This window comes from Bacteriovorax sp. BSW11_IV, from assembly GCF_000447755.1.
GTDB lineage: Bacteria > Bdellovibrionota > Bacteriovoracia > Bacteriovoracales > Bacteriovoracaceae > BSW11-IV.
Genome location: NZ_AUNE01000026.1, coordinates 1 through 21,550, shown reverse-complemented (window position 1 = coordinate 21,550; position 21,550 = coordinate 1). Strand labels below are relative to the sequence as shown.

Here is a 21,550-nt window from a genome sequence, read left to right as displayed (position 1 = left end):
TCAAAGAATCAACAAAACTTATAAGTAATTGATTATAAAGACAAAATGTATAAATCATGAGATTTATCGAGGTTTTGTATAAACAATGTCTAACGACCAAAGATCAGATTAAGTAAGACAGAAGGACAGCAAGAACTATAATAAAGAGAGTAAAGATTGGAGGAAAATATGAAAGTTTTGGTAACTGGAGCAACTGGACTCGTTGGAAAAAAACTTTGCACGAATCTCGTACTTAATGGTCATGAAATCATAGTTCTCTCTCGTGACGCAAAAACTGCAAGGGAAAAATTGAATCTTCCTGGTCAATATTATAGCTGGCAACCAGCAAAGGACTTGGCCCCAAAAGAGGCCATCCAACAGTGCGATGCTATTATCAATTTAATGGGTGAAAACCTTTCTAGTAAAAGATGGTCAGATAATCAAAAGCAAAAAATTACAAGTTCACGAATAGATGGAACAAAAAATCTGGCAAACGCCATCAATCAATATCGAGAAACAAATCTTAAAGTATTTATCTCAACCTCGGCCGTAGGGATTTATAAAGTAAACTTGGCCACACCTGTTGCTGAAGATGGAGAACAAGACAACGGCTTCCTTGCTCATGTCTGCAGTGAATGGGAAAAGGCCTCTCATATCGCCACTAAGGTCGATCGTATCGTGAATCCTAGGATAGGAGTTGTTATTGATGCAAATGAAGGTATGATGGCAAAAGTGCTGCCATTATTTAGACTCGGATTAGGTGGACCTATTGGATTTGGTGCTCAAAAAATGAGCTGGATTCATGTGGATGATCTCGTTTCTATTTATATAGATGCTCTCGAAAACGAAAAAATAACTGGAGCGATTAATGCTGTTTCTCCGCAAATAGTGTCGAATAAAGATTTTTCAAAAGCACTATCAAAGAGTGTCGGTATTCCAAATCTTTTTCCGGCCCCAACTCTAATGCTTAAGATTGTCTTCGGTGAAATGTCCTCTCTTATGTTAGATAGTGTTCAAGTAATTCCCAAAAAGCTTTTAGACTTAAATTTCAAGTTTAAATACGATACTATCGAAAAGGCCCTCGATTCTGTATGTGATGGTGAAATACTAGAGACGCAATTCATTGAAAAAGAAAACAGTGATATCGTTCGCTTCTTTCAAGATCCAAGCAATCTTTCAAAAATTACTCCGAAAGAAATGAATTTTTCAATCATTGATCAGGCCCCTCAAAAGGTAGAGGAAGGAGTAGAACTTTCATATAAATTTAAAAAATATGGACTCCCATTAAAATGGGTAAGTAAAATTAAAAACCTCAAAGAACAAAGTTTTACAGATATCCAACTCAAAGGACCCTATAAAAAATGGATCCACGAGCACCATTTTTTCTCAGTGAACAATGGTTCTTTAATTATTGATAGAGTTCGCTATCAAATGCCACTTGGTCCCCTAGGAAGTATTGTGATGCCTCTTGTTCACAAGGATATTAAAAAAGTATTTGAATTTAGAAAAAAGGCCTTAAATGAAATCTTCAAATAAAGCTCTTGTATGGTTTAGGAGGGATTTACGCCTAGAAGACCATACTGCACTTGCTGCAGCAATAGCTCAGGGATATGAAGTTATCCCTGTCTTTGTTTTTGATAAAATAATCCTAGATAAAATAAAAGATAAGAAAGATCTTAGACTTACTTTTATCTATGACTCTTTAAAAGAAATTGAAGAAGAACTAATTTCACATGGATCATCACTCACAATACTCTATGGTGATCCCTGTACAGAAATTCCAAATATTGCAAAAGAACTTAAAGCTCAAAAAGTCTTTTTCAATAGAGACTACGAGCCTTATGCAATTACAAGGGACAATAATGTAATTAATGAGCTTAAAAAATTAAATATTGATGTCGAAAACTTTCGTGACCACGTTATTTTTGAAGGCAAAGATGTCGTAAAAAATGATGGTACTCCCTATAAAGTATTTACACCTTACTCTAGGGCCTGGTTGGCCCGACTACAACAAAACCCGCAACGATTAAAAAAATTCAAAGTCACAAAAAGCAGCTTCCACATATTCAATAATAAATTATCAATTTCTAACTTTGATTGGATGAATAGAATTGGGTTTCAGTACACTGAAAACATTTTTGTTAAAGGTGGACGATCAGAGGCCTTGGCCCGCTTAAAAAAATTTAAAACTAAAATTTACGACTATAATCATCTTAGAGACTTTCCATCAAGAGAGGGAACTTCAAATATTAGCCCTTATATTCGTTTTGGGCTCATCTCAATTCGAGAGCTTGTAGATATTTGTGCAGAGGGAAAGAATTCGGGAGAGAAATCTTGGCTAAATGAGCTTATTTGGCGTGAGTTTTATCAAATGATTCTCTTCAATTTTCCTAAAGTTGAGAAGGCCGCATTTAAAGACGAGTATAACGACATTCAATGGCCAACAGATAATAAGATTATAGAGAAGTGGAAACTTGGTGAAACGGGTGTCCCTATCGTCGATGCGGCCATGCGTGAGCTCTATCTTTATGGAACTATGCCAAATAGACTGAGAATGATTGTGGCCAGCTATTTTTGCAAAATAATGCTGCAAGATTGGAAAGTTGGTGAACAGTATTTTGCAGATAAACTAATGGACTTTGACTTAGCTGCAAATAATGGTGGATGGCAATGGTCATCATCAACAGGTTGTGATGCGGCCCCTTATTTTAGAATCTTTAACCCCTATGCCCAATCAAAAAAATTCGATGCTGATGGGGAATACATAAGAAGATTTTGCCCTGAGCTTTCACATTTTAGTAATAAAGATATTCATGCCCCTCACGAGTGTGATCTTCTTAAGCAAATTGAAGCAAAATGTAAAATAGGAGAAGACTACCCTTCTCCTATTGTGAATTATGCTGTTAGACGGGAAGAATGTTTAAAGCTCTATAAAACAATTAAATAAATCGTCTGAGCGCCAATTCTTCAGGATAAGGCGCAAAGATTTTCTGGGCGGCCAAGTATTTCACTTCATATTTTTTGGTAAGATAATTGAGAATTTCAAGAGGAACTGTCATTGGCAAACTTCCTCTTTTGTACTGATCTAGAAGTCCAAGAATATGATGCTTTTCTTTATCGTCAACAATCTTCTTAAAATAGCCATATATGTGAACAAGAGTATTATAGACCTTACCTGTATCTAAGGGGAGTTTAATCGTTTGACTAAATAGTTCATAATACTTGTCATAAACAGACTCAAAAGAATCATTATTTCTATTTGCGCATAGATCACCCAACTTCTTAAGAGCATAAGAATTATACGACATGAGAAGATATTTATATTCAGCATGAAATTTCTGAAGAGAACTTAAGCTTGGTTCTATGGATTTCAAATTAAACAGAGAAAAAATACCAATGACAAAGTGTTCTCTTAAGTGATGATCTATCAATCGCCCTTCGTCAATAAAGCTTGCATCTTTAAAAGTATCCATCAACACTTCAGCAAACACGCCCTTTTGTCTATGATCAATACTGTGTCCGTTGTCTAGATTATAGAGTTTTACTTTTTCAAGTCCACAACTTGGAGACTTGGCCTTCATTATAAAACCTTCGACGTTATGACATTTTTCGACAACAGGTGCTTTTGTAGCTTCAACAAGTTCTGTGTGGTCACGACTTGATTTGGATTCAACAATTAATTTTTTATGTGGATCACTTAAATGTACCCCCTGTCTAATTGCTGGGCGAGGAACGCCAAGTCCCATCATCATTTCAGGACAAATCGTGATAATATTCACGTGATTTGCAAGCTCATTTGTGATAAAGCGGCAAGTCGCCGCTGTTGAATTCCATCTCACGCTATCACCCATCAGACATGCACTTACAACAATTGTAGGTTTTTGCTTATCTAAAGTTGGCTTCATAATTGATGAACCTCTGTATTATTAGGTTTTATAAATACAACCTGTACATTAGAAATATTTCTCATAGCGAAAGCAGCTTCGCAGTAACAAAAATAATAAATCCATTTTCTTTTTAGCTCAAGATCATATCCTAACTCTGCAATTGTGCCCCAATTCTCTTCGAAGCGCTCACGCCACTTTCTTAAAGTTGTAGCATAATGAAGTCCAATATCTCTCAATGAGAAGATATGAAAGTCAGTTTTTTCAATTGCTCTATTCATGGCCCCTACAGATGGAAGCAGTGATCCTGGAAAAATATGCTTTTGAATCCAATCTACACCAGTTTTAAAAGACTCATATCTACTATCCGGACTTGTAATGGCCTGAATAACAAAAACTCCATTTGCACGAAGTAAAGAAGATGCTTTTTCAAAGTATGTTGGTAAAAACTCATCACCAACGGCTTCAATCATTTCAATAGAGACAATTTTGTCAAATTGACCTTCTAAATTACGATAGTCACAAAAAACAATATCTACAAGATCTTCTAGTCTGGCATTTGCAATTCTTTCTTTAGCATAATCATACTGCTCTTTTGAAATTGTGATTCCTTTCACTTTAACCTTATAGTGAGTCGCAGCATATTCTGCAAAGCCACCCCAACCACAACCGATCTCAAGAACATGTTCACCTTCTTTTAAATCAAGATCCTTGCAAAGTTGTTCATACTTAGCGAGTTGAGATTTATACAAATCTTCGCCATCTTGAAAAATGCCACATGAGTATGTCATCGTTTTATCTAGAAACAGTTTGAAAAAATCATTACTCATGTCATAGTGATATGAAATATTGGCCTGGCTACCAGACTTTGAATTTCGATTAAAAATATGTCCAACCCTATTCATAAGGCTCATTAAATTCATCATTGGACTCTTTCTTTTACTCCCCGAAGCCAGAGCAACATTGTCTAGATTAAAAATAAGCCATTTCACCACGGCCGTTAGATCAGGCGTATCCCAATCACCATCAGAATAAGATTCCCCAAAACCTATATCTCCACTAAGCATGCACTTTTTAAAAAAACCTTCGTTTTTTATTACTATTTCAGCACTAAGCCCTATGCCATCGCCGATTTGAACGATAAGACCTTCTGGAAATGTAAGAGTTAATCTCCCCTTGTTCATTCTTTTTAGTAAAGAACACACAAGTGTTCGGGCAAGACCTTTATTTTCTACTTTTTCAATATCTACATATTTTAAATTTTCCATATTTGAGCTCCTATTTGAAGATTTTTATCATCTGTTTTTTTGAAATATTTAATTCTCTTTAAAAATAAAATGAGGGCATGCCAATGAATAAGCGTAATTATCTTCAATGTGTTAAAAGGATATCGAATAGTCATCCAAAGAAGATTTATGACAGATAACTCTTCCTTTCTCCCACTTGCGACAGCACTAAGAACAACTTCGTCGTGAACACTTGAAGTCACAGAAATATTAATTTTCTTATTTTTTTCACTAAAGCAAAACTTCAGAACAGAATCCATCTGAATAAATGGAGATACATAATAGTTTTTTGTCTCGGTAATACTAAAACCGTTCTTATTCATACATTTTGAATGAACATAAAATGGTTTAATCTCATTAAAAGTATTTCCGACTTGAAGAATGGCCGACGTAGAACTGTCTGCGAAAGTAATTTTAAAGAACGAAACAGGATTAAAAACGTATCCGAGAAAACGCAAATTTGTAATCAATTCAACCTTTGTAATTTCCTTGGTTTCAAATTGAGAAACATAAGTTTTTACATTGTTCATTAGACTTGCTGAACCGAATTTCAAATGATCACTATCTTTAAAAACATATATGCCAAAATCATTATGACCAATGAGAGGAAATTTTCTTGTAATCTCATCAAGTTCATTTAAATCAATGCAAAACCAAAAGAACTTGGTACCAAAGGAGTATCTTTTTGGTGAAAAGCGAGTATGCTTAACTTTTACATTGATTAAATAAGAGTTCATAGAACCTCTTTTCCAAGAATGGACTCACATAAGTTTACTGCAGACAGAAGTCCATCTTCATGAAACCCATAACGTTGCCAAGCTCCACAAAAGTAAATATTTGAATGAGAAGCATTTAGCTCATGGATTCTTTTTTGCGCGTTAACAGCATGAATATCAAATACAGGGTGATGATATTTAATCTTTTTAATAATCTTATTTTCTGAAATAAATTCTTCGCCATTAATATTGATGAGATAATGATGCTTAGTTTTCAAATTCTGTAAGACATTCATATTGTAAACCGTAAAAGTTTGAGTTCCTCTCGCTCCAGTGTCTGAAATATAATTCCAAGCAGACCAGTTCTTTTTTAATTTCGGTAATACATTAATATCGGTATGAACAATCGCTGTATTTTCATGATAAGAAAATTGACTAAGAATACTTCTTTGCACATCTGTAGGGTTATCTATTACCGCATAGGATTCATCAGCATGAGAGGCCATTATTACTTTATCAAAAGAATGTTTAACTCCATTAACGTACACATCCACACCCTCTCGGTGCTGAACGACACGCTCGACTTTTGAGCTTACTTTTATTCTATCTTTAAAACTTGCAATTAACTTATCGCGATACTCACGACTTCCACCTTCCACTGTTTTCCATTGATGTTGAGTATTTAATCCCATAAAACCATGATTAAAGAAAAAGCGAACAAGTGTTTTGATTGGAAACTCTAGCATTTTATCATGTGGAGTTGACCAGACAGCAGAAGACATGGGAACGAGAAATCGATGAAGAAACTCTTCCCCCAATTGCCATTTCTCAACAAATTCACTGACAGTCATATCACTATAGAACTCGTCACTTAAAATCTGAGGAGATTTTTTATTAAAGCGATCTATATTGAAGAGCATTTTTAAATGCTTTAAGTTAAAAATATTTTGCCACTGAGAAAAAAGTCCACCGAGACTTGATCCATTATACTCAACACCAATATTTTTATCGGCCACGGAGAAACTCATCTGTGTATCATAGTAATTGACATCGAGTTTTTTAAACAACTTCAACAAATTGGGATAAGTAACTTCATTAAAAACCATGAAGCCTGTGTCAAAAACGGCCTTTTCACCCTCGTAACAAGTTTCAATTGTATTTGTATGACCACCGATATAGTCATTTTTCTCAAAAATCGTTATATCAAAATGATCTTGTAAAAAATAAGCACAGCTCATTCCAGAAATACCAGTACCAATAATGGCCATTTTTTTCATATATACCTACTTTTCAAATAAATAATGTCCCACTAGCCACTCACGACCATCATCAAAGGCCCATAATTCTTCGCAAGACATAAAGAAGACACGCCAATAATTAAACCATTTCATGGCATCTTTTGGACCATAGTGATCGTTGAAGACTTTCATAATGTCACTTTTGTTATCATCCATATTATTCAACCATTTTCTGGCCGTTTGAGCATAATGTCGCCCAGATAACGTCCAATGATTTTTAATAGATAAATCTTTCTGAAAATAATAAAGGAGGTGTTCACTCGGCATAATTCCGCCAGAGAAGAAGTACTTAGACATCCAATCAGTTTCATCATTCACTTCAAATTTATAACTAAATTTTGAATGAACAAAAATATGAACAAAAAGTTTCCCTTCGTCATTTAGCCATTTTGAAATTTTTTCGAGAAGTTTTTCATAATTTCTCATATGCTCAAACATCTCTACAGAAACAACTCGATCAAATTTCAAATCTGTATCAAAATCAATCATATTGGCAGTAATGACTTCAACATTCGAAAGCCCAAGCTTCTGTGCCTTATTCAGAATAAATTCTCTTTGTGTTTTACTGTTCGATACAGCTGTAATTGCTGAGTTCGGATACTGTTTGGCCATATAAAGAGTGATTGCACCCCATCCACATCCAAGCTCAAGTATTTTCATACCATCTTTGATCTGTGCCCTTTCGCAAGTAATTTTTAGCATCTTGGACTCAGCTTCTTTTAAAGATTCATTGCCCTTTTCAAAAAAAGCGCAACTATACTTCATGTTTTCACCTAGCACTTTCTCAAAAAAGCCTGAGGGAACTTGATAATGCTGGTCATTTGCTAAATCTGTTTCAATTGCAATTGGAGAGAGCTTCAACTCTTTGATTAAAGACTGGCGACGTTTTTCTAAAAGGTCGACATGAGCACTAGAAATTTCTTTCAATCTTTTTTGAACTAAATTTTGAATACCTTTACGTAAAAAGAAATCAGGAATCATTCCTTTGGCCACTATCGTATCAATCATAACGTCTCCCTTTTAAATAGATTCTTATTTTTGAAACAGAAAAATATTGCATATAGTGTTGTCCCCATACTTCCAAAACAAATGAATACGGGCAGCCACGCGAAGGCCACCAATCTCTTTCTTTCATTCCAAAGAACGAAAATCCAAATAACAAATTGGTTAATATAGAAATCAATTAGAGTTGCCCTAAACCAAGGCATATCGATATAACTTTCAAGCTCATCAAATAAATTAATTTGAAAAGATGCCCAAAGAGTCGTATAGACCATCGCTAAAAAAAGAATAAGATTAATGCTAATAATTACTTTTCTCATCTTAGCTCCTTAGGAAACCATGGAATAAAAGATGACGTTTTTCTTTTATAATCATCATATCCTTCTCTATTAGTATAATTTTTTTCCAACATTGAAACGCCCGAAACTTTCAAAATTAAAAATGTTAAAAATAAAGGCGAGAATAAACTCCATTGCCAAACTTGAGCACCTATAGACATAAGAAAAACACCCCACCAAACAAGGCATTCTCCAAAATAATTAGGATGTCGGCTATATTTCCACAGACCTGTTGTCACTAATTTATCAGGATAAGACTTTTTAAACTTATGCTTTTGCCAATCAGCAATTGTTTCAATAAGAAGTCCCAAGATAGAAATGAAAAAACCTGCATAATCCCAATAAGAAATATCATTTTCAGGAGATAAGTTTATAAACAATATTGGCAGGGAGATGACGAACAACAAAATTGTTTGCAGCCAGAAAATATTCGTATAGGCCTTTATATTTGCTTTATCTCCATAGCCCAATCTCATTTTTTTATATCGATGGTCCTCACCTTTGCCGATGCTGCGATAATGGATATACATAGACAAACGTAGTGCCCATGGAAAAACTATGGCCGAGACAAATATTTGACGAAGTTCAATATGTGAAGAAAAAGTAAGAGAAAAATATAGAGGAACGAGATGCCCAAGCCCCCAGCAAATATCGATGACAGAAAAGTCCTTTCGCCAAACGGCAACTGCATAAAACAAATGGAAAAGGCCAATTAAGCAAACTAAAGTCAAACTATAGGCATTCATTTTAGTCCCTAGGTTTGTGTATATTTGCTATTTTAGACCGAACTTAGACTGATGGCCCCTACAACAGAGTAGACAATAAGTAGACGGCCTACGAAAGTTAGCCCCTGACCTCCATACTTATGCTAAATTACTGTATTAGAAGGAGATGAAATTATGGTTGCCTTATACTTGCTTATCTTGCATTGGTTCTCTTCCTTATTTTGCCAATCTTTCTTTTTGCATAGATATTGTGCGCATAAGATGTTTACCATGTCTAAATTTTGGGAAAGATTCTTCTACCTACTTACCTTTATTTGCCAAGGATCAAGTTTTTTAAATCCACGTTCATATTCCATTCTCCATCAAAAACATCATGCACATAGTGACACTCCGAAAGACCCTCACTCTCCAGATAATCATAAAAATATTATGGATATGATGATTCATACTTATAAGTATTATCACGAAATTCTAAATACAGAGGATGAGAAAATCGACAAAACAATTGAGCATCACTATCCATCCTGGAAAAGCATTGATGATTTCTCACGCACAAATCTAAATGTATTTGTGTGGCCAATCGCATTTTTAATTCTCTATATATACTTAGAGGTTCATCCCCTAATAATTCTTTTCGCAGTTCCTATTCATTCAGTGATGGGACCCATTCAAGGAGCAATTGTAAATTGGTTCGGCCATAATCTTGGGCGTAGAAATTATGATCTAGGTGACAATAGTAGAAACACTTTAATTTGGGATATCCCTTTAATGGGAGAGCTCTATCAAAACAATCATCATTACAGCTGTCAAAAAATTAATTTTGCCCATAAGTGGTATGAATTTGATCCAACATTTTTTTTAATAAGACTTCTGGATTACTTTAAAATAATTAAAATTAAGAGATCCTGTTTATGAAATATTTTTTTTGGTTCTTACTCTTAGTTCACAGTACTTTTGCTTTAGAATTAAAGGGCAAAGCTCTTTTAGAATATTCCATTTTCGCAATTGATATTTATGAAATTAGTTACTATGCCAACAATGACAATACCCATGTTAAACTTGAGCTTTTATATAAACGAGACATTGATAGAGACATTTCAAAGCAAGGTTGGCAGGTTGGTCTTGAAAAAAATGATATAGATCTTTCAAAGAGACAAAAAGAATTTGAATGGATTATGAGTCATACCCCCAATCTCAAAGAGGGTGATAGATTTGTAATTTCTATAAAGAACAATACAGTTGAATTCATTTGTAACGATAAAACTTTAGGAGTCATTACAGATGAAAATTTAGCCAAACTTGTGCTTCTTCCTTGGTTGGGTCCAAAGCCAATTAGTGAAAAAATTAAATCATCACTACTTGGTCTTAACTCCTAAAATTTTATAAATGGCCTCAGGAGAACCCTCATAAGAGTATGAGAAAAATTCTTTATACAAGGTCTCTTCATTATTAAAGTCGTAACTAGGATGCTCGCTTTTGAAAGAATCCTTTTCTGACTTTGAGGCCTTCTCCCAAATTTCTTTGGCATGCTCTTTGGCCCTTGGAAATTTCGCATATATTGCATGTAAGTTTTCATGAGAAACTGTTTTATAGATATTTACATCAAATCCACTAATACCATCACCTAAAATGGTGTAAGGATTAACATAGATTGCGTAATCATGTTTAGAAAAGAGTTCAGGCAATGTAAGCTTGTGTGGACCGAATTTTTCGTTGATCCAACTTTGGCACTGCTCACCTTCTGTTGTTTTTGACCACTGCTTGTAACCTTCAATACCTTGCTTAGATAAACTCATTCCACGAACCGATAATGCAAAATACGATGGCGGAACAGAATCAGTTGTAATCAATTTAGAATACACGGCATAACAATACATTCTTTGAGTAAATTTTATCTGATCACCGACAACATAATACTCAACATTTTTCAGAAGTTTTTTCTTATTTTTGATCGTTTTTTTTACTGAGAGAAATTCTTTTTTTGCTTTTGTTTCAAAAGCATTTTTCCACCAACAATAATTATACTTCAATGCATCTTTAACGAGAGCAGAATACAGAGTTCCAAAGCTACAATCGTTTTTCGTTTTATCAAAGACAGTCGAAATGATTGTCATGAGATCATTTGTCCCACTTTGAATATCGCATTTCATCCCCTCAAGTTGACACCATTTTTTTAAACAATCTTCAACATGATCAACGGCCGCGCAAGAATTAATCAATAGTATTTCTGCTTGCTTTAAGGCACCAATATCAGTTTTTGTATATTCTTTTAAATCGAGTTTATATGGTTTCTTAGATATTTTTAAGTCGTTCTTACTCTTCTCAAGAAGAAAGTAACCTTTTTTCATATCGATCACATACTTTTTTCCTAAAAGCTGTGCCCCAAGATTTCCATCAAAATAGGCATGGGACAATGCTCCCCCAACCCCTCTGTACACAAAACCATCAATATTAAATTTCAACCCCTGACACTCAAGTTCACCTAAATCCACAAAGAGAGCTCCTTTGTGATAGCCCTTAAGCGTGGCCTTTTCTAATAACGAATTATTATTGGTAAAGTCAGAGTGATAAACAAGTGGCGCTTCTGAACCACTATCAAGCCTTAGAACTAAAGGCTTCCCTGCAACTGAACAACTTACTTTTATAATATTATTCCCGACAATTTCGAAGGGTAACTTTCCAGAGAGAGACTTCGCTTCTTTTGATTTGGGGTCAAAAACACTAACATTTTTTTTCTTGGTATCAACCAAAAGAGCATGTTCCATGATGAAAGGTGTTCCCAAAATACCACTACAACAATCTATTCCATCGTTCTTTTTATCAAAGCGCTTGCTGTTCATAGCATAAGTGGCCATCTTACTAAATCGGAATTTACCTAAATCAAAATTTAACTCATAGCCTTTGGCCTTAACACGTCCATTGAATGTATTCACTTCTCTATCAAGATCTTCATTGCGAACTAAATTCTTCGCCTTTTCGAATTCTTCAACGACTGTTGGATCTACAAAGTTTGCATTTGAGCCCGTATCCAATACAAACTTATGAGGCCTTCCACCAATGTTAATTTCTATGATGATGAGACCAGAAATCTCTTTAATAATGGGAATTTTAAAGGCGTGAGCACTTCCTAAACCAATAAAAATGGTTGCCAAAAGCACGAGTAAGATTCTAACTCTCTGAAAATACATAAATATCCTTAAAATTGGGCCTTCATTCATATCGGAAAAGCCCTGTGTTTTCTTTAGCTTAGAAGCTAATGCCGCTTTATAAATGGGGCTTAATTTGTTACTATTCTCGTGCTTAAGCTAAGTATATTTTTAATTAAGAGGACACTATGGAATACAATTTTCAGGACATTGAAAAAAAATGGCAAGATTACTGGGACGAAAACAAAACCTTCAAAACTGAAGCACTCGATAAATCAAAACCAAAATATTATGTTCTAGATATGTTTCCTTACCCATCAGGGGCCGGTCTCCACGTAGGTCACCCAGAAGGATATACTGCAACAGACATTCTTGCACGTTATAAAAGAATGACAGGTCACAACGTTCTCCACCCAATGGGATGGGACTCTTTTGGCCTACCTGCTGAAAACTATGCTATCAAAACAGGAACTCACCCAGATATTACAACGAAGAAAAATATCGAAACATTCAAAAGACAACTTAAGTCTCTTGGTTTTTCTTATGACTGGGACAGAGAGATTGCAACGTCAAACGTTGACTACTACAAGTGGACACAATGGATTTTCACAAAGCTTTACAATAAAGGCCTTGCTTTTGAAGATGAAATTGCAGTTAACTGGTGTCCTGCTCTTAAAACAGTACTTGCCAACGAAGAAGTTATTGATGGTAAATCTGAAGTTGGGGGTCACCCAGTAATAAGAAAACCAATGAAGCAGTGGATGTTAAAAATCACTGAGTATGCAGAAAGACTCCTTACTGATCTAGACGATCTAGATTGGCCAGATAGTATCAAAGAACTTCAAAGAAACTGGATCGGTAAATCAACTGGTGCAACAGTTCGCTTTGATATCAATGGGGCTTCAAAACAACTTGAAGTTTTCACAACAAGACCAGATACACTATTTGGTGCCACTTACATGGTTATTGCTCCTGAGCACGATCTTGTAGATACAATCACAACAGCAGAACAAAAAGAAGCTGTTAAGAATTATATCGATGCAACATCTCTTAAATCAGATCTTGAAAGAACTGATCTTAACAAAAATAAGTCAGGTGTTTTCACTGGTGCTTACGCCAAAAACCCTGCCAATGGAAAAGATATTCCAATTTGGATCGCTGATTACGTTCTTATCTCTTACGGAACAGGGGCGATCATGGCCGTTCCAGGTCACGATGAAAGAGATTATGAGTTTGCAAAAAAATATGACCTTCCAATCGTTGAAGTTGTGAGCGGTGGAAACCTTGAAGAAGAAGCCTTCACAGGTGAAGGTGCTCACGTTAATTCAGACTTCCTTGACGGGCTTATGAAACAAGAGGCCATTGATAAGATGATCGAATGGCTAGCAGGTAAAGGCATTGGAGAGAAGAAGATTAACTATAAACTTCGCGACTGGTTATTCTCTCGTCAAAGATACTGGGGTGAACCATTCCCAATTCTAAAATTTGAAGATGGAACTGTTCGTTGTCTTGATGAAGACGAACTTCCAGTAGCTCTTCCAGAAGTTGAAAAATATGAGCCATCTGGAACAGGAGAATCTCCATTAGCAACAATTGAAGAATGGCTATGGCTAACTGATCCAAAAACTGGCAAGAAAGCAAGAAGAGAAACAAATACAATGCCACAGTGGGCGGGCTCTTGTTGGTATTACCTACGCTTTATCGATCCTAAAAACGAAGAAAAGGCATGGGATGCTGATCTAGAAAAATACTGGATGCCAGTAGATCTTTACGTTGGTGGTGTTGAGCACGCAGTACTTCACCTTCTTTACGCAAGATTTTGGCACAAAGTTCTTTTTGATCTAGGCCTTGTTTCTACTAAAGAGCCGTTCAAACGTCTTGTTAACCAGGGACTAATCCTGGGTGAAGACGGTGAAAAAATGAGTAAGTCTCGCGGAAACGTTGTAAATCCAGATGATATCGTAAAAGAATTTGGAGCTGACTCTCTTCGTCTTTATGAAATGTTCATGGGTCCACTTGAAAAAGTTAAGCCATGGCAAACAACAGGTGTTAAAGGTGTTTATAACTTCCTACAAAAATCTTGTAAGTTTTATGGAAATATTGAAAACATCACAGATGCACCAGAAGATGCAGAAGTAACAAAGCTTCTTCATAAGACAATTAAAAAAGTAACTGAAGATATTGAAGGCCTACGCTTTAACACAGCAATTTCTCAATTAATGGTATTCAATAACACTGCAACTAAGAAAAAAACTGTAAATAGAGAAACGGCCGCATCATTTGCAAAGCTTCTTTCTCCGCTAGCTCCTCACCTTGCAGAAGAAATCTGGAATGTGATTGGAAAAACACAATCAATTTCTTTTGAAGCATGGCCAACATTTGATGCAGAACTTGCAAAAGATGACCTTATCACTATGGCCATTCAAGTAAACGGAAAAACAAGATCGACAATAGATGTACCTGCAGACATTTCAAAGGACGAGTTCCTTGATCTTGCGAAAAAAGATGAGAAAGTGGCCAAGAACATTGCTGGACTTACGATTGTAAAAGAGATCTATGTTCCAGGTAAGATTTGTAACATTGTAGTTAAATAAGGAAAAATAATGACATCAAAGTTTTATGTAACAACGGCGATCGATTATCCAAACGGTGCTCCACACATGGGGCACGCATATGAAAAAATCGTTGCTGATGCCTATGCTCGTTGGAACCGCTTCCTTGGAAACGAAACGCATTTTCTAACTGGTACAGATGAAAACGGCCAAAAACTCATTGAATCAGCAAAAGCTGCTGGAGAAGAGACGGCCCCATTCGTCGACAAACAAGTTTTAAAATTCAAAGAACTTATTTCAAAGCTTAATATCAGCAATGATGACTTCATCAGAACAACTGAAAAAAGACATGCTGACGTGTGTACTGATCTTTGGAATACTCTAAGTAACGGTGGTGAAATTTATCCAGGTAAGTACTCGGGTAAGTACTGTCTTGCCTGTGAATCTTTCTACACTGATCTTCAGGCACCTGAAGGGATTTGCCCAGAACACCACAAGCCACTTACTCTAAAAGAGGAAGAAGGATATTTCTTTAAGCTCTCAAATTACCACACATGGATGGTTGATTACTTAAAAGCAAATCCAGATTTCGTCGTTCCAAAATCAAAATACAATGAAATCCTATCTCGTCTTGAGGGTGAATCACTAAGAGATCTAGCGATCTCGAGACCAAATCAAGGCTGGGGTGTTCCTGTACCTAACGACGATAAATTCGTTATGTACACTTGGTTTGACGCCCTTATTAACTACTACTCGGCCCTTAACGATGACCAAAAGAAATTTTGGCCAGCTTCAATGCACGTAATTGGAAAAGATATTCTTTGGTTCCACGCTGTGATTTGGCCATGTATGCTAAAAGCCGCTGGTCTTCCACTTCCAAAGCAAGTTTACGTTCACGGAATGATCCTTGCTGAAGATGGAAAGAAAATGTCTAAATCTCTTGGAAATGGTGTTGATCCAATGGATATGGTTGCGAAGTACCCAGTTGAATCTTTCCGCTACTACCTTCTAAGAGCAATTTCTGCTGGAAGTGACGGGGCGTTTTCAGAAAAAGAACTCGTTCAAAAACACAATAGTGAACTTGGAAATGATCTTGGGAATGCCATCATGAGAGTTGTTAAACTTTCACTAAAGATTATTGATCCTAAAGTTGACGGTGTCGATGTTCCTGAAGAATTGAACTTCAAAGACACATTTACTCGCATGAAAACGGCCATGGAAGCTTGTGAACATAACAAGGCCCTAGACGCTCTATGGGAGTCTGTGAATAAAGTAAATCAGTACGTGAACGAGAAAGAGCCATGGAGACTAAAAGAAGATCCACAGGCCCTTAAAGTCGTTGTTTACAACTGTCTATTTGGGATTAACCAAGTGGCACTACTCATCAGCGCATTCATGCCAGAAACTGCTGCTGGTCTTCTAGGACCATTAGGTGTTGGGTTCACTAAATTTGAAGAAACTAAATTTGGTGAGGTTGTATATAACTTAACAAATCCCGAACCCCTATTTCCAAAAATCGAAAATTAAATGTCTAAAATTGCACGGAGGTTAACTTCCGTGCAATTTCTTAAGAAAAATCACATATCAAATATTAACTTCTTTAACGTTAATTTTTAATTTTTCCACCCGAAAAACCTCAGAATCTTTCAACACTCAACTACAATGGGTTTGAGGTGTTTTATGTTTCTAAAGAAAATTAGTGATTATTTGCGAGGCGGGGATCTTAAGAGAACTAAGCACTTTTTTATCATTAGAAATGAAACTTCAGGAATGAAAGTACACGATCTTGAGGCCGTAACTCCAAGTGAGATGAATACCAATGAGCTTATTTTAAGAGTTCCTGCAAAATCATGTCAAAAGGGTCAAAAACTCTTTGTAAATATATTTGATGCACAACTTGGTAAGAATCAAATTTTAAAAAAACTAAAAGCTAACAACTACAAGGGAAGTTTAGAGATTTATACAAGAGTTGAAAATATGACAGAAGATTCTTCAGGCCAAATCATTTCTCTTACATTTTTAGAATATGAAGAAAACAAATGGCGCAGCTTTATCAATCTTTATAAATCAGTACAAACAAAAATTACAAAACTCTCATCACCTATTTCTCCCGAATATGAATTGGAAGACGAAGATGAAAGCGAAGAAGGAAAAGAAGCAAGCTAATGAAAAACAAAGACGACAAAGTTAAAGAATATTGTACAAAGTACTTCAGTAAGAAGACAGCTCTAATCATTTGTCCAGAGACTCTTCATAGAACATCTTTAAAGAAGCTCCTTATAGAGCTTGGTATGGGAAATGCAAAAATACATATTGAAGAGGATTTTAAAGGCGCTGCGAAGTTCATTGAAAATAACAGACCCAATATTGTTATCTCTCACTACAACCTCATCAAGTATACAGCTCTTGATCTACTTGAAGTACATGTTAGAACGTTTCCAAATCGAATTGATGCCTGTTTTTTCGTACTCACAGACGACAACTCTCCAAGCGCAGGAAGATTGGCCCTAGATACAGAAGTTGACGCTGTAATCGCGACTCCTTTTTCCGTTAAATCTCTGGAAGAATCAATTGTTAAATCAATCAAGTACAAACTCAAACCATCACCGTATCATCTTTCAATAGAGAAAGCGAAGGCCATGATATTGTCTGAAAATTACAACGGAGCAAAAGATCTTTTAAATGAGGCGCTAACCTTACATAAGATGCCAATCATGGCGAATTTTTATCTTGCGAAGATTAGAAGAAATACAGGCGATAATTTAATAGCAGAAAAAGAATTACTCGAAATTTTACAAGATAATGGGACACACTATCCAACTCTTAGAGAGTTATATCTTCTTTATGGGGATATAAATGAAGCAAGAAAACAGTATAATATTTCATGTCAAATACTTGAAAACTACCCACTAAGCCCTAGTGAAATACCTGATTTGACAAGACTGAGTATTAAGAATGCCATGTTCGAGGATATTATTAAATTTGATCAAGTCTTCTCTAAGGTAAAGTACGCTAGTGATAATATAAAAGTTTATCTTTCAGCAGGTCTTGCAATTTGTGGTCGGTTTTTTGTAACAAAAAACCGATTCGACGAAGCAAGCAAGTCTCTACAAAAATCAGCACAACTTTCGTCAGGAAAACCAGAAATTTTAAAAAATCTCATCACAAGCTTTATCTATATGAACAAAGCGGAAGAGGCGCTTAACGTGCTCAATACATACAAGAGTAGTGACACTGATGAAGAAACAATTACGGCCTTAGAATTTATGGTCAACAGTAGCACTCTTCCCCTATCAAAAGTCATTGAAGAAGGAATGAGACTAATACAAAGAAATGTGAAAGATTACGATGTTTTCAAATTAACTCTTGATGCCATGGAAAAAGCAAATTTTCCAGACAATAAAAAAGAAGAGCTTGTAGATAAAGCAAAAAAGATTTTTCCGGCCTTTAGCTATTAATCATCATCTCTAAATGAAGTATTGCAACTAAGATCAATTGGCACGTGATCACTAATAATCTCTTGGTACACACCATAGAAAGTGTCATCACTCAATTGGTTTAGAAAAACTCGGCGCTCAAAAGTTTCAAGTTTACTTTGAACTGAAGTGTTTTCAAAAACGATTTTACCACGTTTAATCGTTCTCATGGCCTTCAGTTCTTCTTCATACTTTTTCATGGCCTTCTGATAGATCTTTTTACCAGAGGCAGTCATCTCATAATCAGGCGCGAGTCGATCATATCGCCCGACATTTCTTACGATATAATTTTCTTTCATATAATCAAGAATTTCACCTGAATAAAAATCAATTCTGTTCAAATGATATTCACCGCCTGAGCGACATTCTTTATCTGTTTCATTAAATAAAATGAAATGGTCGAAGTTCTTTGAGTACCCTTCACTATCGACTCCACCAACCACATATCTTTTATTGGCCAAGCTCGTGGGTTCTTCCATTAAAAAATTAATTCCATTGTATTTTGCTAGAATTGATTTAATTAAAGGCTCATTGTACTCAATATTAAAATCCCCACCTAAAATAAAATCTTGTTCTTTATAGGTTTTTTTGAATTTTCTAATAAAATCTAGAGTCATCTTCACTTCGGCATACCGAGCATAATTTTTCGAGTCAACTCCTGCCCCTAGTTCATCATATGATTCGACACCGAAGACTTTCGATAAGATTTTCCCCATGAGTTCTTCATCAGATGGTGAATTAAAAATAATATGAGTTCCCATTAAAACAAAGTCAAAGTTCCCTGATTGGAAACTGGCCATAAATGGTTTTCTAGAGAAAAGTCCTTCGTAGTTTTTATACATAAACTTGGAAGAAAACTCTGGGTAACATGCAAATGCTGGAAATGATTTTGTTTCACGAAATTCACTACAATGCTCATTTACCGTAGGACGAACTGAAGTTGCTCTATAATAAAAACCTACAAGCTCATTAATAAATGAGCCCTCAGTACCTTCAGGATTAGGAGAAATAATTAGCGCCCAAGAAGGATCAATTTTTCGAAGTTCGTTCAAGATTTGTAGGTAGCCAGGAGAGCGATAGAGAGTTTTTGCTTCTTTTAGATCAGCTTTTAAATCATCAATACTCTTCTTCGTTCGTTCGTATACTTTTGTACCGGGATTAAGGGTACTTAATTTATCCGTTAACTTTTTTAATTGCCATGGCCCATCATCCAAAAGTCCTAACACGGCTTCGTTATGTCTAAGATCATCACCGATTAGTGGTAAAAGCTCTTGAACAGTGACAACATCCCACTGATTTAAAATTTTTGCGACAAGCTTAAAGTCTTTAAATTGAGTTTTTCCAATACCTGGGTGGAAAACATTCCACGATCCAATCCTAACCTTAGAATTACTATTGGTCAGATAAGAGTAATTGTATGATTGAGAGTTATAATGATGGTAATAAAGGCCACAATCAACCGAGTAATCCACTTCAGATACGTATTCAGCATTGCGCTCACATTCTTGCGAGAAGTCGATGCGTTCTGCAAAATCATCAAAGGCGTCAAAGCCTAGGACCACATTTGAGAAACACAGAATAATGAGTTGCAGGGCCAAAAACTTAATAAGCTCTCTCCTCGTAATCGGACGTCTACAATACCCCGAGCAGAGACCATTAGCAAATTTTGTGAAAACGTAAACCATTGAAAACCCGTCCTTGTAAATATTAGAGTTAGGTTAAAATTTTCAGGGTTTTGTGATTAGTAGAGCTAAGTCCTGAAAAAGGCGATATAGAACCCCCTACAAAAATTTAAAGGAATCCATCCCATTACCCGATAAGATAGGGACTCTATTTAGGTTAAAGAACCAAAAAAGGAATGAGAATGAGAAGAACATTTCAGAAATCTATTTTTGCATTAATTCTATGTGCAGGAATTTCAACACAATCATTTGCAGCAGCAAAACTATTTCAATTTCTTGCTGAAGAAAGTGGAGTAACTGAGCTATTAACGAAAAAAGGTTTTGACGTTGAGGCTTCAAAAGTCGCTTCAGAAAAAATCAGACTTTCCCTAATGAAGCTTTCACCTGCTCAAGGTAAAGTACCAACACAAGCTGAAGTAACAAAAGTTCTTAGCACTATCGAAGATAAGGCAGACAGAGCTGAAGCTATGAAAATCGTAAAGCTTCTTGATACTGATTCAGACAAAGTTTCTAGAGAAGAGCTTGAAAAAGCTATCGCTAATCTAATCTATATTGCTGACAGACACGGATTGAGTTCATTTAACTCTCTTTCATGTTCTACATGTGCTGCTGATGTACTAGCTAAAAATGGTATTACAGCTTCAGAAAACACTATTGATGATCCAACAGTTGTTAAATCAATTGAAAAAGTAAAAAAGAACTACAAAACTAAGAATCAACTTCAAAACTTTATTAAAAAAGGTATGAGAAGTTCTAAATTAGGAACTTTCAATGCTGCAAAAGTTGCGAAAGAAGACGAAGTTGCACTAGCAGTTCTTGTTGATCTTTCTAAGTCTGGTACACCAGCTCACAAAGATGTAATTCAAGCAATGGCTAAAATGAGTACTGATGATAAAGGACGTGTTAACCTTTTAGGTTCAGGTCACAAAATGTATAGAATTTTTGCTGAAAACGTTGATACAACTAAACTTCCCGAGTGGACAGCAAGATTCGAAAGAGTTGCTAAGATTAGAAAGTCTGAAAACCTAGATGTTAAAGATGCTTTCTACAAGTCTCTTGAAGAAGATATTGAAGCAACAACTGATGCAACTAAAAAAGCTCAGATGCAATCTGCTTACGACGATATCAAAACAAGTAATTGTCTATTTGAATAAAAAAATAAGGGCCTTTTCGAAGGCCCTTTTTTTTTATAAAATTTCCACAATCCCTTTTTGTTTTTTCATTACTAAAATTCTTAGTGCATTCAGATAATCATTAAATTCAGCAGTATTGTTATATAACGATAGCTTTCTGATTACTTGGTGGGCCATCCCTTCAAGTGACTTGGTACCGATGAATTTTTCGATATCAACAGCTTTCCATAAAGCATTACCGAGGGCCTGTTCTTCAATAGTAGTTGAATGAAACATTAGTGACTTAATTCTTGCTTCTGAGATATCATCTCCTAAAAGCTTGGCAATTTTTTT

The 21,550-nt window shown here is 35.6% G+C and carries 19 protein-coding genes; 9 read left to right on the top strand and 10 right to left on the bottom strand.

From position 1 onward, the window contains the following. Nucleotides 1-168 precede the first annotated feature (168 nt). Together M899_RS07260 and M899_RS07255 are read left to right on the top strand one after the other, a co-directional pair. Nucleotides 169-1,515, top strand: a complete 1,347-nt coding sequence (locus tag M899_RS07260; protein WP_021270808.1) for a TIGR01777 family oxidoreductase — start codon at nucleotides 169-171, stop codon at nucleotides 1,513-1,515. Next, on the top strand, nucleotides 1,499-2,926 hold the full coding sequence (locus tag M899_RS07255; RefSeq protein WP_021270768.1) for a cryptochrome/photolyase family protein: 1,428 nt from the start codon (nucleotides 1,499-1,501) through the stop codon (nucleotides 2,924-2,926). The genes M899_RS07260 and M899_RS07255 overlap by 17 nt, the downstream gene beginning before the upstream one ends. Here the strand turns inward: M899_RS07255 and M899_RS07250 are convergent. Genes M899_RS07250 through M899_RS07220 form a run of 7 tightly spaced genes read right to left on the bottom strand, consistent with a single transcriptional unit; the run spans nucleotide 2,919 to nucleotide 9,249 of the window. Then, a complete protein-coding gene (locus M899_RS07250) occupies nucleotides 2,919-3,884 on the bottom strand; it encodes a YbgA family protein (RefSeq protein ID WP_021270782.1) in 966 nt (321 codons plus the stop codon). The two genes, M899_RS07255 and M899_RS07250, sit on opposite strands and share 8 nt — an antisense overlap. Beyond that, nucleotides 3,881-5,131, bottom strand: a complete 1,251-nt coding sequence (locus M899_RS07245; RefSeq protein WP_021270777.1) for an SAM-dependent methyltransferase — start codon at nucleotides 5,129-5,131, stop codon at nucleotides 3,881-3,883. Before M899_RS07245 ends, M899_RS07250 begins: the two co-directional genes overlap by 4 nt. Beyond that, nucleotides 5,119-5,886, bottom strand: a complete 768-nt coding sequence (locus M899_RS07240) for a DUF1365 domain-containing protein (RefSeq protein WP_021270793.1) — start codon at nucleotides 5,884-5,886, stop codon at nucleotides 5,119-5,121. The genes M899_RS07245 and M899_RS07240 overlap by 13 nt, the downstream gene beginning before the upstream one ends. Then, on the bottom strand, nucleotides 5,883-7,142 hold the full coding sequence (locus M899_RS07235) for an NAD(P)/FAD-dependent oxidoreductase (protein ID WP_021270805.1): 1,260 nt from the start codon (nucleotides 7,140-7,142) through the stop codon (nucleotides 5,883-5,885). Before M899_RS07235 ends, M899_RS07240 begins: the two co-directional genes overlap by 4 nt. Nucleotides 7,143-7,148: 6 nt before the next feature. Next, on the bottom strand, nucleotides 7,149-8,171 hold the full coding sequence (locus tag M899_RS07230; RefSeq protein ID WP_021270785.1) for an SAM-dependent methyltransferase: 1,023 nt from the start codon (nucleotides 8,169-8,171) through the stop codon (nucleotides 7,149-7,151). Continuing rightward, nucleotides 8,168-8,485, bottom strand: a complete 318-nt coding sequence (locus tag M899_RS07225) for a DUF1475 family protein (RefSeq protein ID WP_021270788.1) — start codon at nucleotides 8,483-8,485, stop codon at nucleotides 8,168-8,170. Before M899_RS07225 ends, M899_RS07230 begins: the two co-directional genes overlap by 4 nt. Next, a complete protein-coding gene (locus M899_RS07220) occupies nucleotides 8,482-9,249 on the bottom strand; it encodes a DUF1295 domain-containing protein (RefSeq protein WP_021270779.1) in 768 nt (255 codons plus the stop codon). The genes M899_RS07225 and M899_RS07220 overlap by 4 nt, the downstream gene beginning before the upstream one ends. Nucleotides 9,250-9,402: 153 nt before the next feature. Here M899_RS07220 and M899_RS07215 point away from each other — a divergent pair, with 153 nt between their 5' ends. Together M899_RS07215 and M899_RS17615 are read left to right on the top strand one after the other, a co-directional pair. Next, the gene (locus M899_RS07215; protein ID WP_021270781.1) at nucleotides 9,403-10,143 is read left to right on the top strand and encodes an acyl-CoA desaturase; all 741 of its coding nucleotides are present in this window, start codon (nucleotides 9,403-9,405) and stop codon (nucleotides 10,141-10,143) included. Further along, nucleotides 10,140-10,604 carry a chalcone isomerase family protein gene (locus tag M899_RS17615; protein ID WP_021270802.1) on the top strand — a complete coding sequence of 155 codons (465 nt, stop codon included), beginning with the start codon at nucleotides 10,140-10,142 and terminating at the stop codon, nucleotides 10,602-10,604. Before M899_RS07215 ends, M899_RS17615 begins: the two co-directional genes overlap by 4 nt. On the opposite strand, the gene M899_RS07205 is transcribed toward M899_RS17615, so the two are convergent. Continuing rightward, nucleotides 10,584-12,416, bottom strand: coding sequence for a retropepsin-like aspartic protease (locus M899_RS07205; RefSeq protein ID WP_021270778.1), 1,833 nt, complete (start codon nucleotides 12,414-12,416; stop codon nucleotides 10,584-10,586). The genes M899_RS17615 and M899_RS07205 overlap by 21 nt on opposite strands. 146 nt (nucleotides 12,417-12,562) lie before the next feature. On the opposite strand from M899_RS07205, the gene leuS reads away from it, so the two are divergent. From leuS to M899_RS07185, 4 genes are all read left to right on the top strand, one after another. Next, on the top strand, nucleotides 12,563-14,968 hold the full coding sequence (leuS, locus tag M899_RS07200; protein ID WP_021270809.1) for a leucine--tRNA ligase: 2,406 nt from the start codon (nucleotides 12,563-12,565) through the stop codon (nucleotides 14,966-14,968). Between the two features lie 9 nt (nucleotides 14,969-14,977). Further along, nucleotides 14,978-16,453 (top strand): methionine--tRNA ligase, encoded by a 1,476-nt coding sequence (gene metG, locus M899_RS07195; RefSeq protein WP_021270796.1) that lies wholly within the window; start codon nucleotides 14,978-14,980, stop codon nucleotides 16,451-16,453. A 153-nt stretch (nucleotides 16,454-16,606) separates the two neighbouring features. Beyond that, nucleotides 16,607-17,092: a hypothetical protein gene (locus M899_RS07190; RefSeq protein WP_021270783.1), complete on the top strand. Its 486-nt coding sequence runs from the start codon at nucleotides 16,607-16,609 to the stop codon at nucleotides 17,090-17,092. Then, a complete protein-coding gene (locus M899_RS07185) occupies nucleotides 17,092-18,384 on the top strand; it encodes a hypothetical protein (protein ID WP_021270798.1) in 1,293 nt (430 codons plus the stop codon). The genes M899_RS07190 and M899_RS07185 overlap by 1 nt, the downstream gene beginning before the upstream one ends. Here the strand turns inward: M899_RS07185 and M899_RS07180 are convergent. After that, nucleotides 18,381-20,087, bottom strand: coding sequence for an endonuclease/exonuclease/phosphatase (locus M899_RS07180; protein ID WP_021270795.1), 1,707 nt, complete (start codon nucleotides 20,085-20,087; stop codon nucleotides 18,381-18,383). The two genes, M899_RS07185 and M899_RS07180, sit on opposite strands and share 4 nt — an antisense overlap. A gap of 179 nt (nucleotides 20,088-20,266) precedes the next feature. On the opposite strand from M899_RS07180, the gene M899_RS07175 reads away from it, so the two are divergent. Continuing rightward, on the top strand, nucleotides 20,267-21,238 hold the full coding sequence (locus tag M899_RS07175) for a hypothetical protein (protein ID WP_021270811.1): 972 nt from the start codon (nucleotides 20,267-20,269) through the stop codon (nucleotides 21,236-21,238). 33 nt (nucleotides 21,239-21,271) lie between these two features. Here the strand turns inward: M899_RS07175 and M899_RS18540 are convergent. Continuing rightward, the coding region (locus tag M899_RS18540; protein WP_034728357.1) for a hypothetical protein at nucleotides 21,272-21,550 on the bottom strand (279 nt) is incomplete at its 5' end.

Coding starts and splice junctions, on each gene's coding strand:
- M899_RS07215 (WP_021270781.1), top strand. CDS start 9,403: ATGGTTGCCTTATACTTGCTTATCTTGCATTGGTTCTCTTCCTTATTT.
- M899_RS07230 (WP_021270785.1), bottom strand. CDS start 8,171: ATGATTGATACGATAGTGGCCAAAGGAATGATTCCTGATTTCTTTTTA.
- M899_RS07240 (WP_021270793.1), bottom strand. CDS start 5,886: ATGAACTCTTATTTAATCAATGTAAAAGTTAAGCATACTCGCTTTTCA.
- M899_RS07205 (WP_021270778.1), bottom strand. CDS start 12,416: ATGTATTTTCAGAGAGTTAGAATCTTACTCGTGCTTTTGGCAACCATT.
- metG (WP_021270796.1), top strand. CDS start 14,978: ATGACATCAAAGTTTTATGTAACAACGGCGATCGATTATCCAAACGGT.
- M899_RS07255 (WP_021270768.1), top strand. CDS start 1,499: ATGAAATCTTCAAATAAAGCTCTTGTATGGTTTAGGAGGGATTTACGC.
- M899_RS07235 (WP_021270805.1), bottom strand. CDS start 7,142: ATGAAAAAAATGGCCATTATTGGTACTGGTATTTCTGGAATGAGCTGT.
- M899_RS07185 (WP_021270798.1), top strand. CDS start 17,092: ATGAAAAACAAAGACGACAAAGTTAAAGAATATTGTACAAAGTACTTC.
- M899_RS07225 (WP_021270788.1), bottom strand. CDS start 8,485: ATGAGAAAAGTAATTATTAGCATTAATCTTATTCTTTTTTTAGCGATG.
- M899_RS07190 (WP_021270783.1), top strand. CDS start 16,607: ATGTTTCTAAAGAAAATTAGTGATTATTTGCGAGGCGGGGATCTTAAG.
- M899_RS07245 (WP_021270777.1), bottom strand. CDS start 5,131: ATGGAAAATTTAAAATATGTAGATATTGAAAAAGTAGAAAATAAAGGT.
- M899_RS07260 (WP_021270808.1), top strand. CDS start 169: ATGAAAGTTTTGGTAACTGGAGCAACTGGACTCGTTGGAAAAAAACTT.
- M899_RS07250 (WP_021270782.1), bottom strand. CDS start 3,884: ATGAAGCCAACTTTAGATAAGCAAAAACCTACAATTGTTGTAAGTGCA.
- leuS (WP_021270809.1), top strand. CDS start 12,563: ATGGAATACAATTTTCAGGACATTGAAAAAAAATGGCAAGATTACTGG.
- M899_RS07175 (WP_021270811.1), top strand. CDS start 20,267: ATGAGAAGAACATTTCAGAAATCTATTTTTGCATTAATTCTATGTGCA.
- M899_RS07180 (WP_021270795.1), bottom strand. CDS start 20,087: ATGGTTTACGTTTTCACAAAATTTGCTAATGGTCTCTGCTCGGGGTAT.
- M899_RS17615 (WP_021270802.1), top strand. CDS start 10,140: ATGAAATATTTTTTTTGGTTCTTACTCTTAGTTCACAGTACTTTTGCT.
- M899_RS07220 (WP_021270779.1), bottom strand. CDS start 9,249: ATGAATGCCTATAGTTTGACTTTAGTTTGCTTAATTGGCCTTTTCCAT.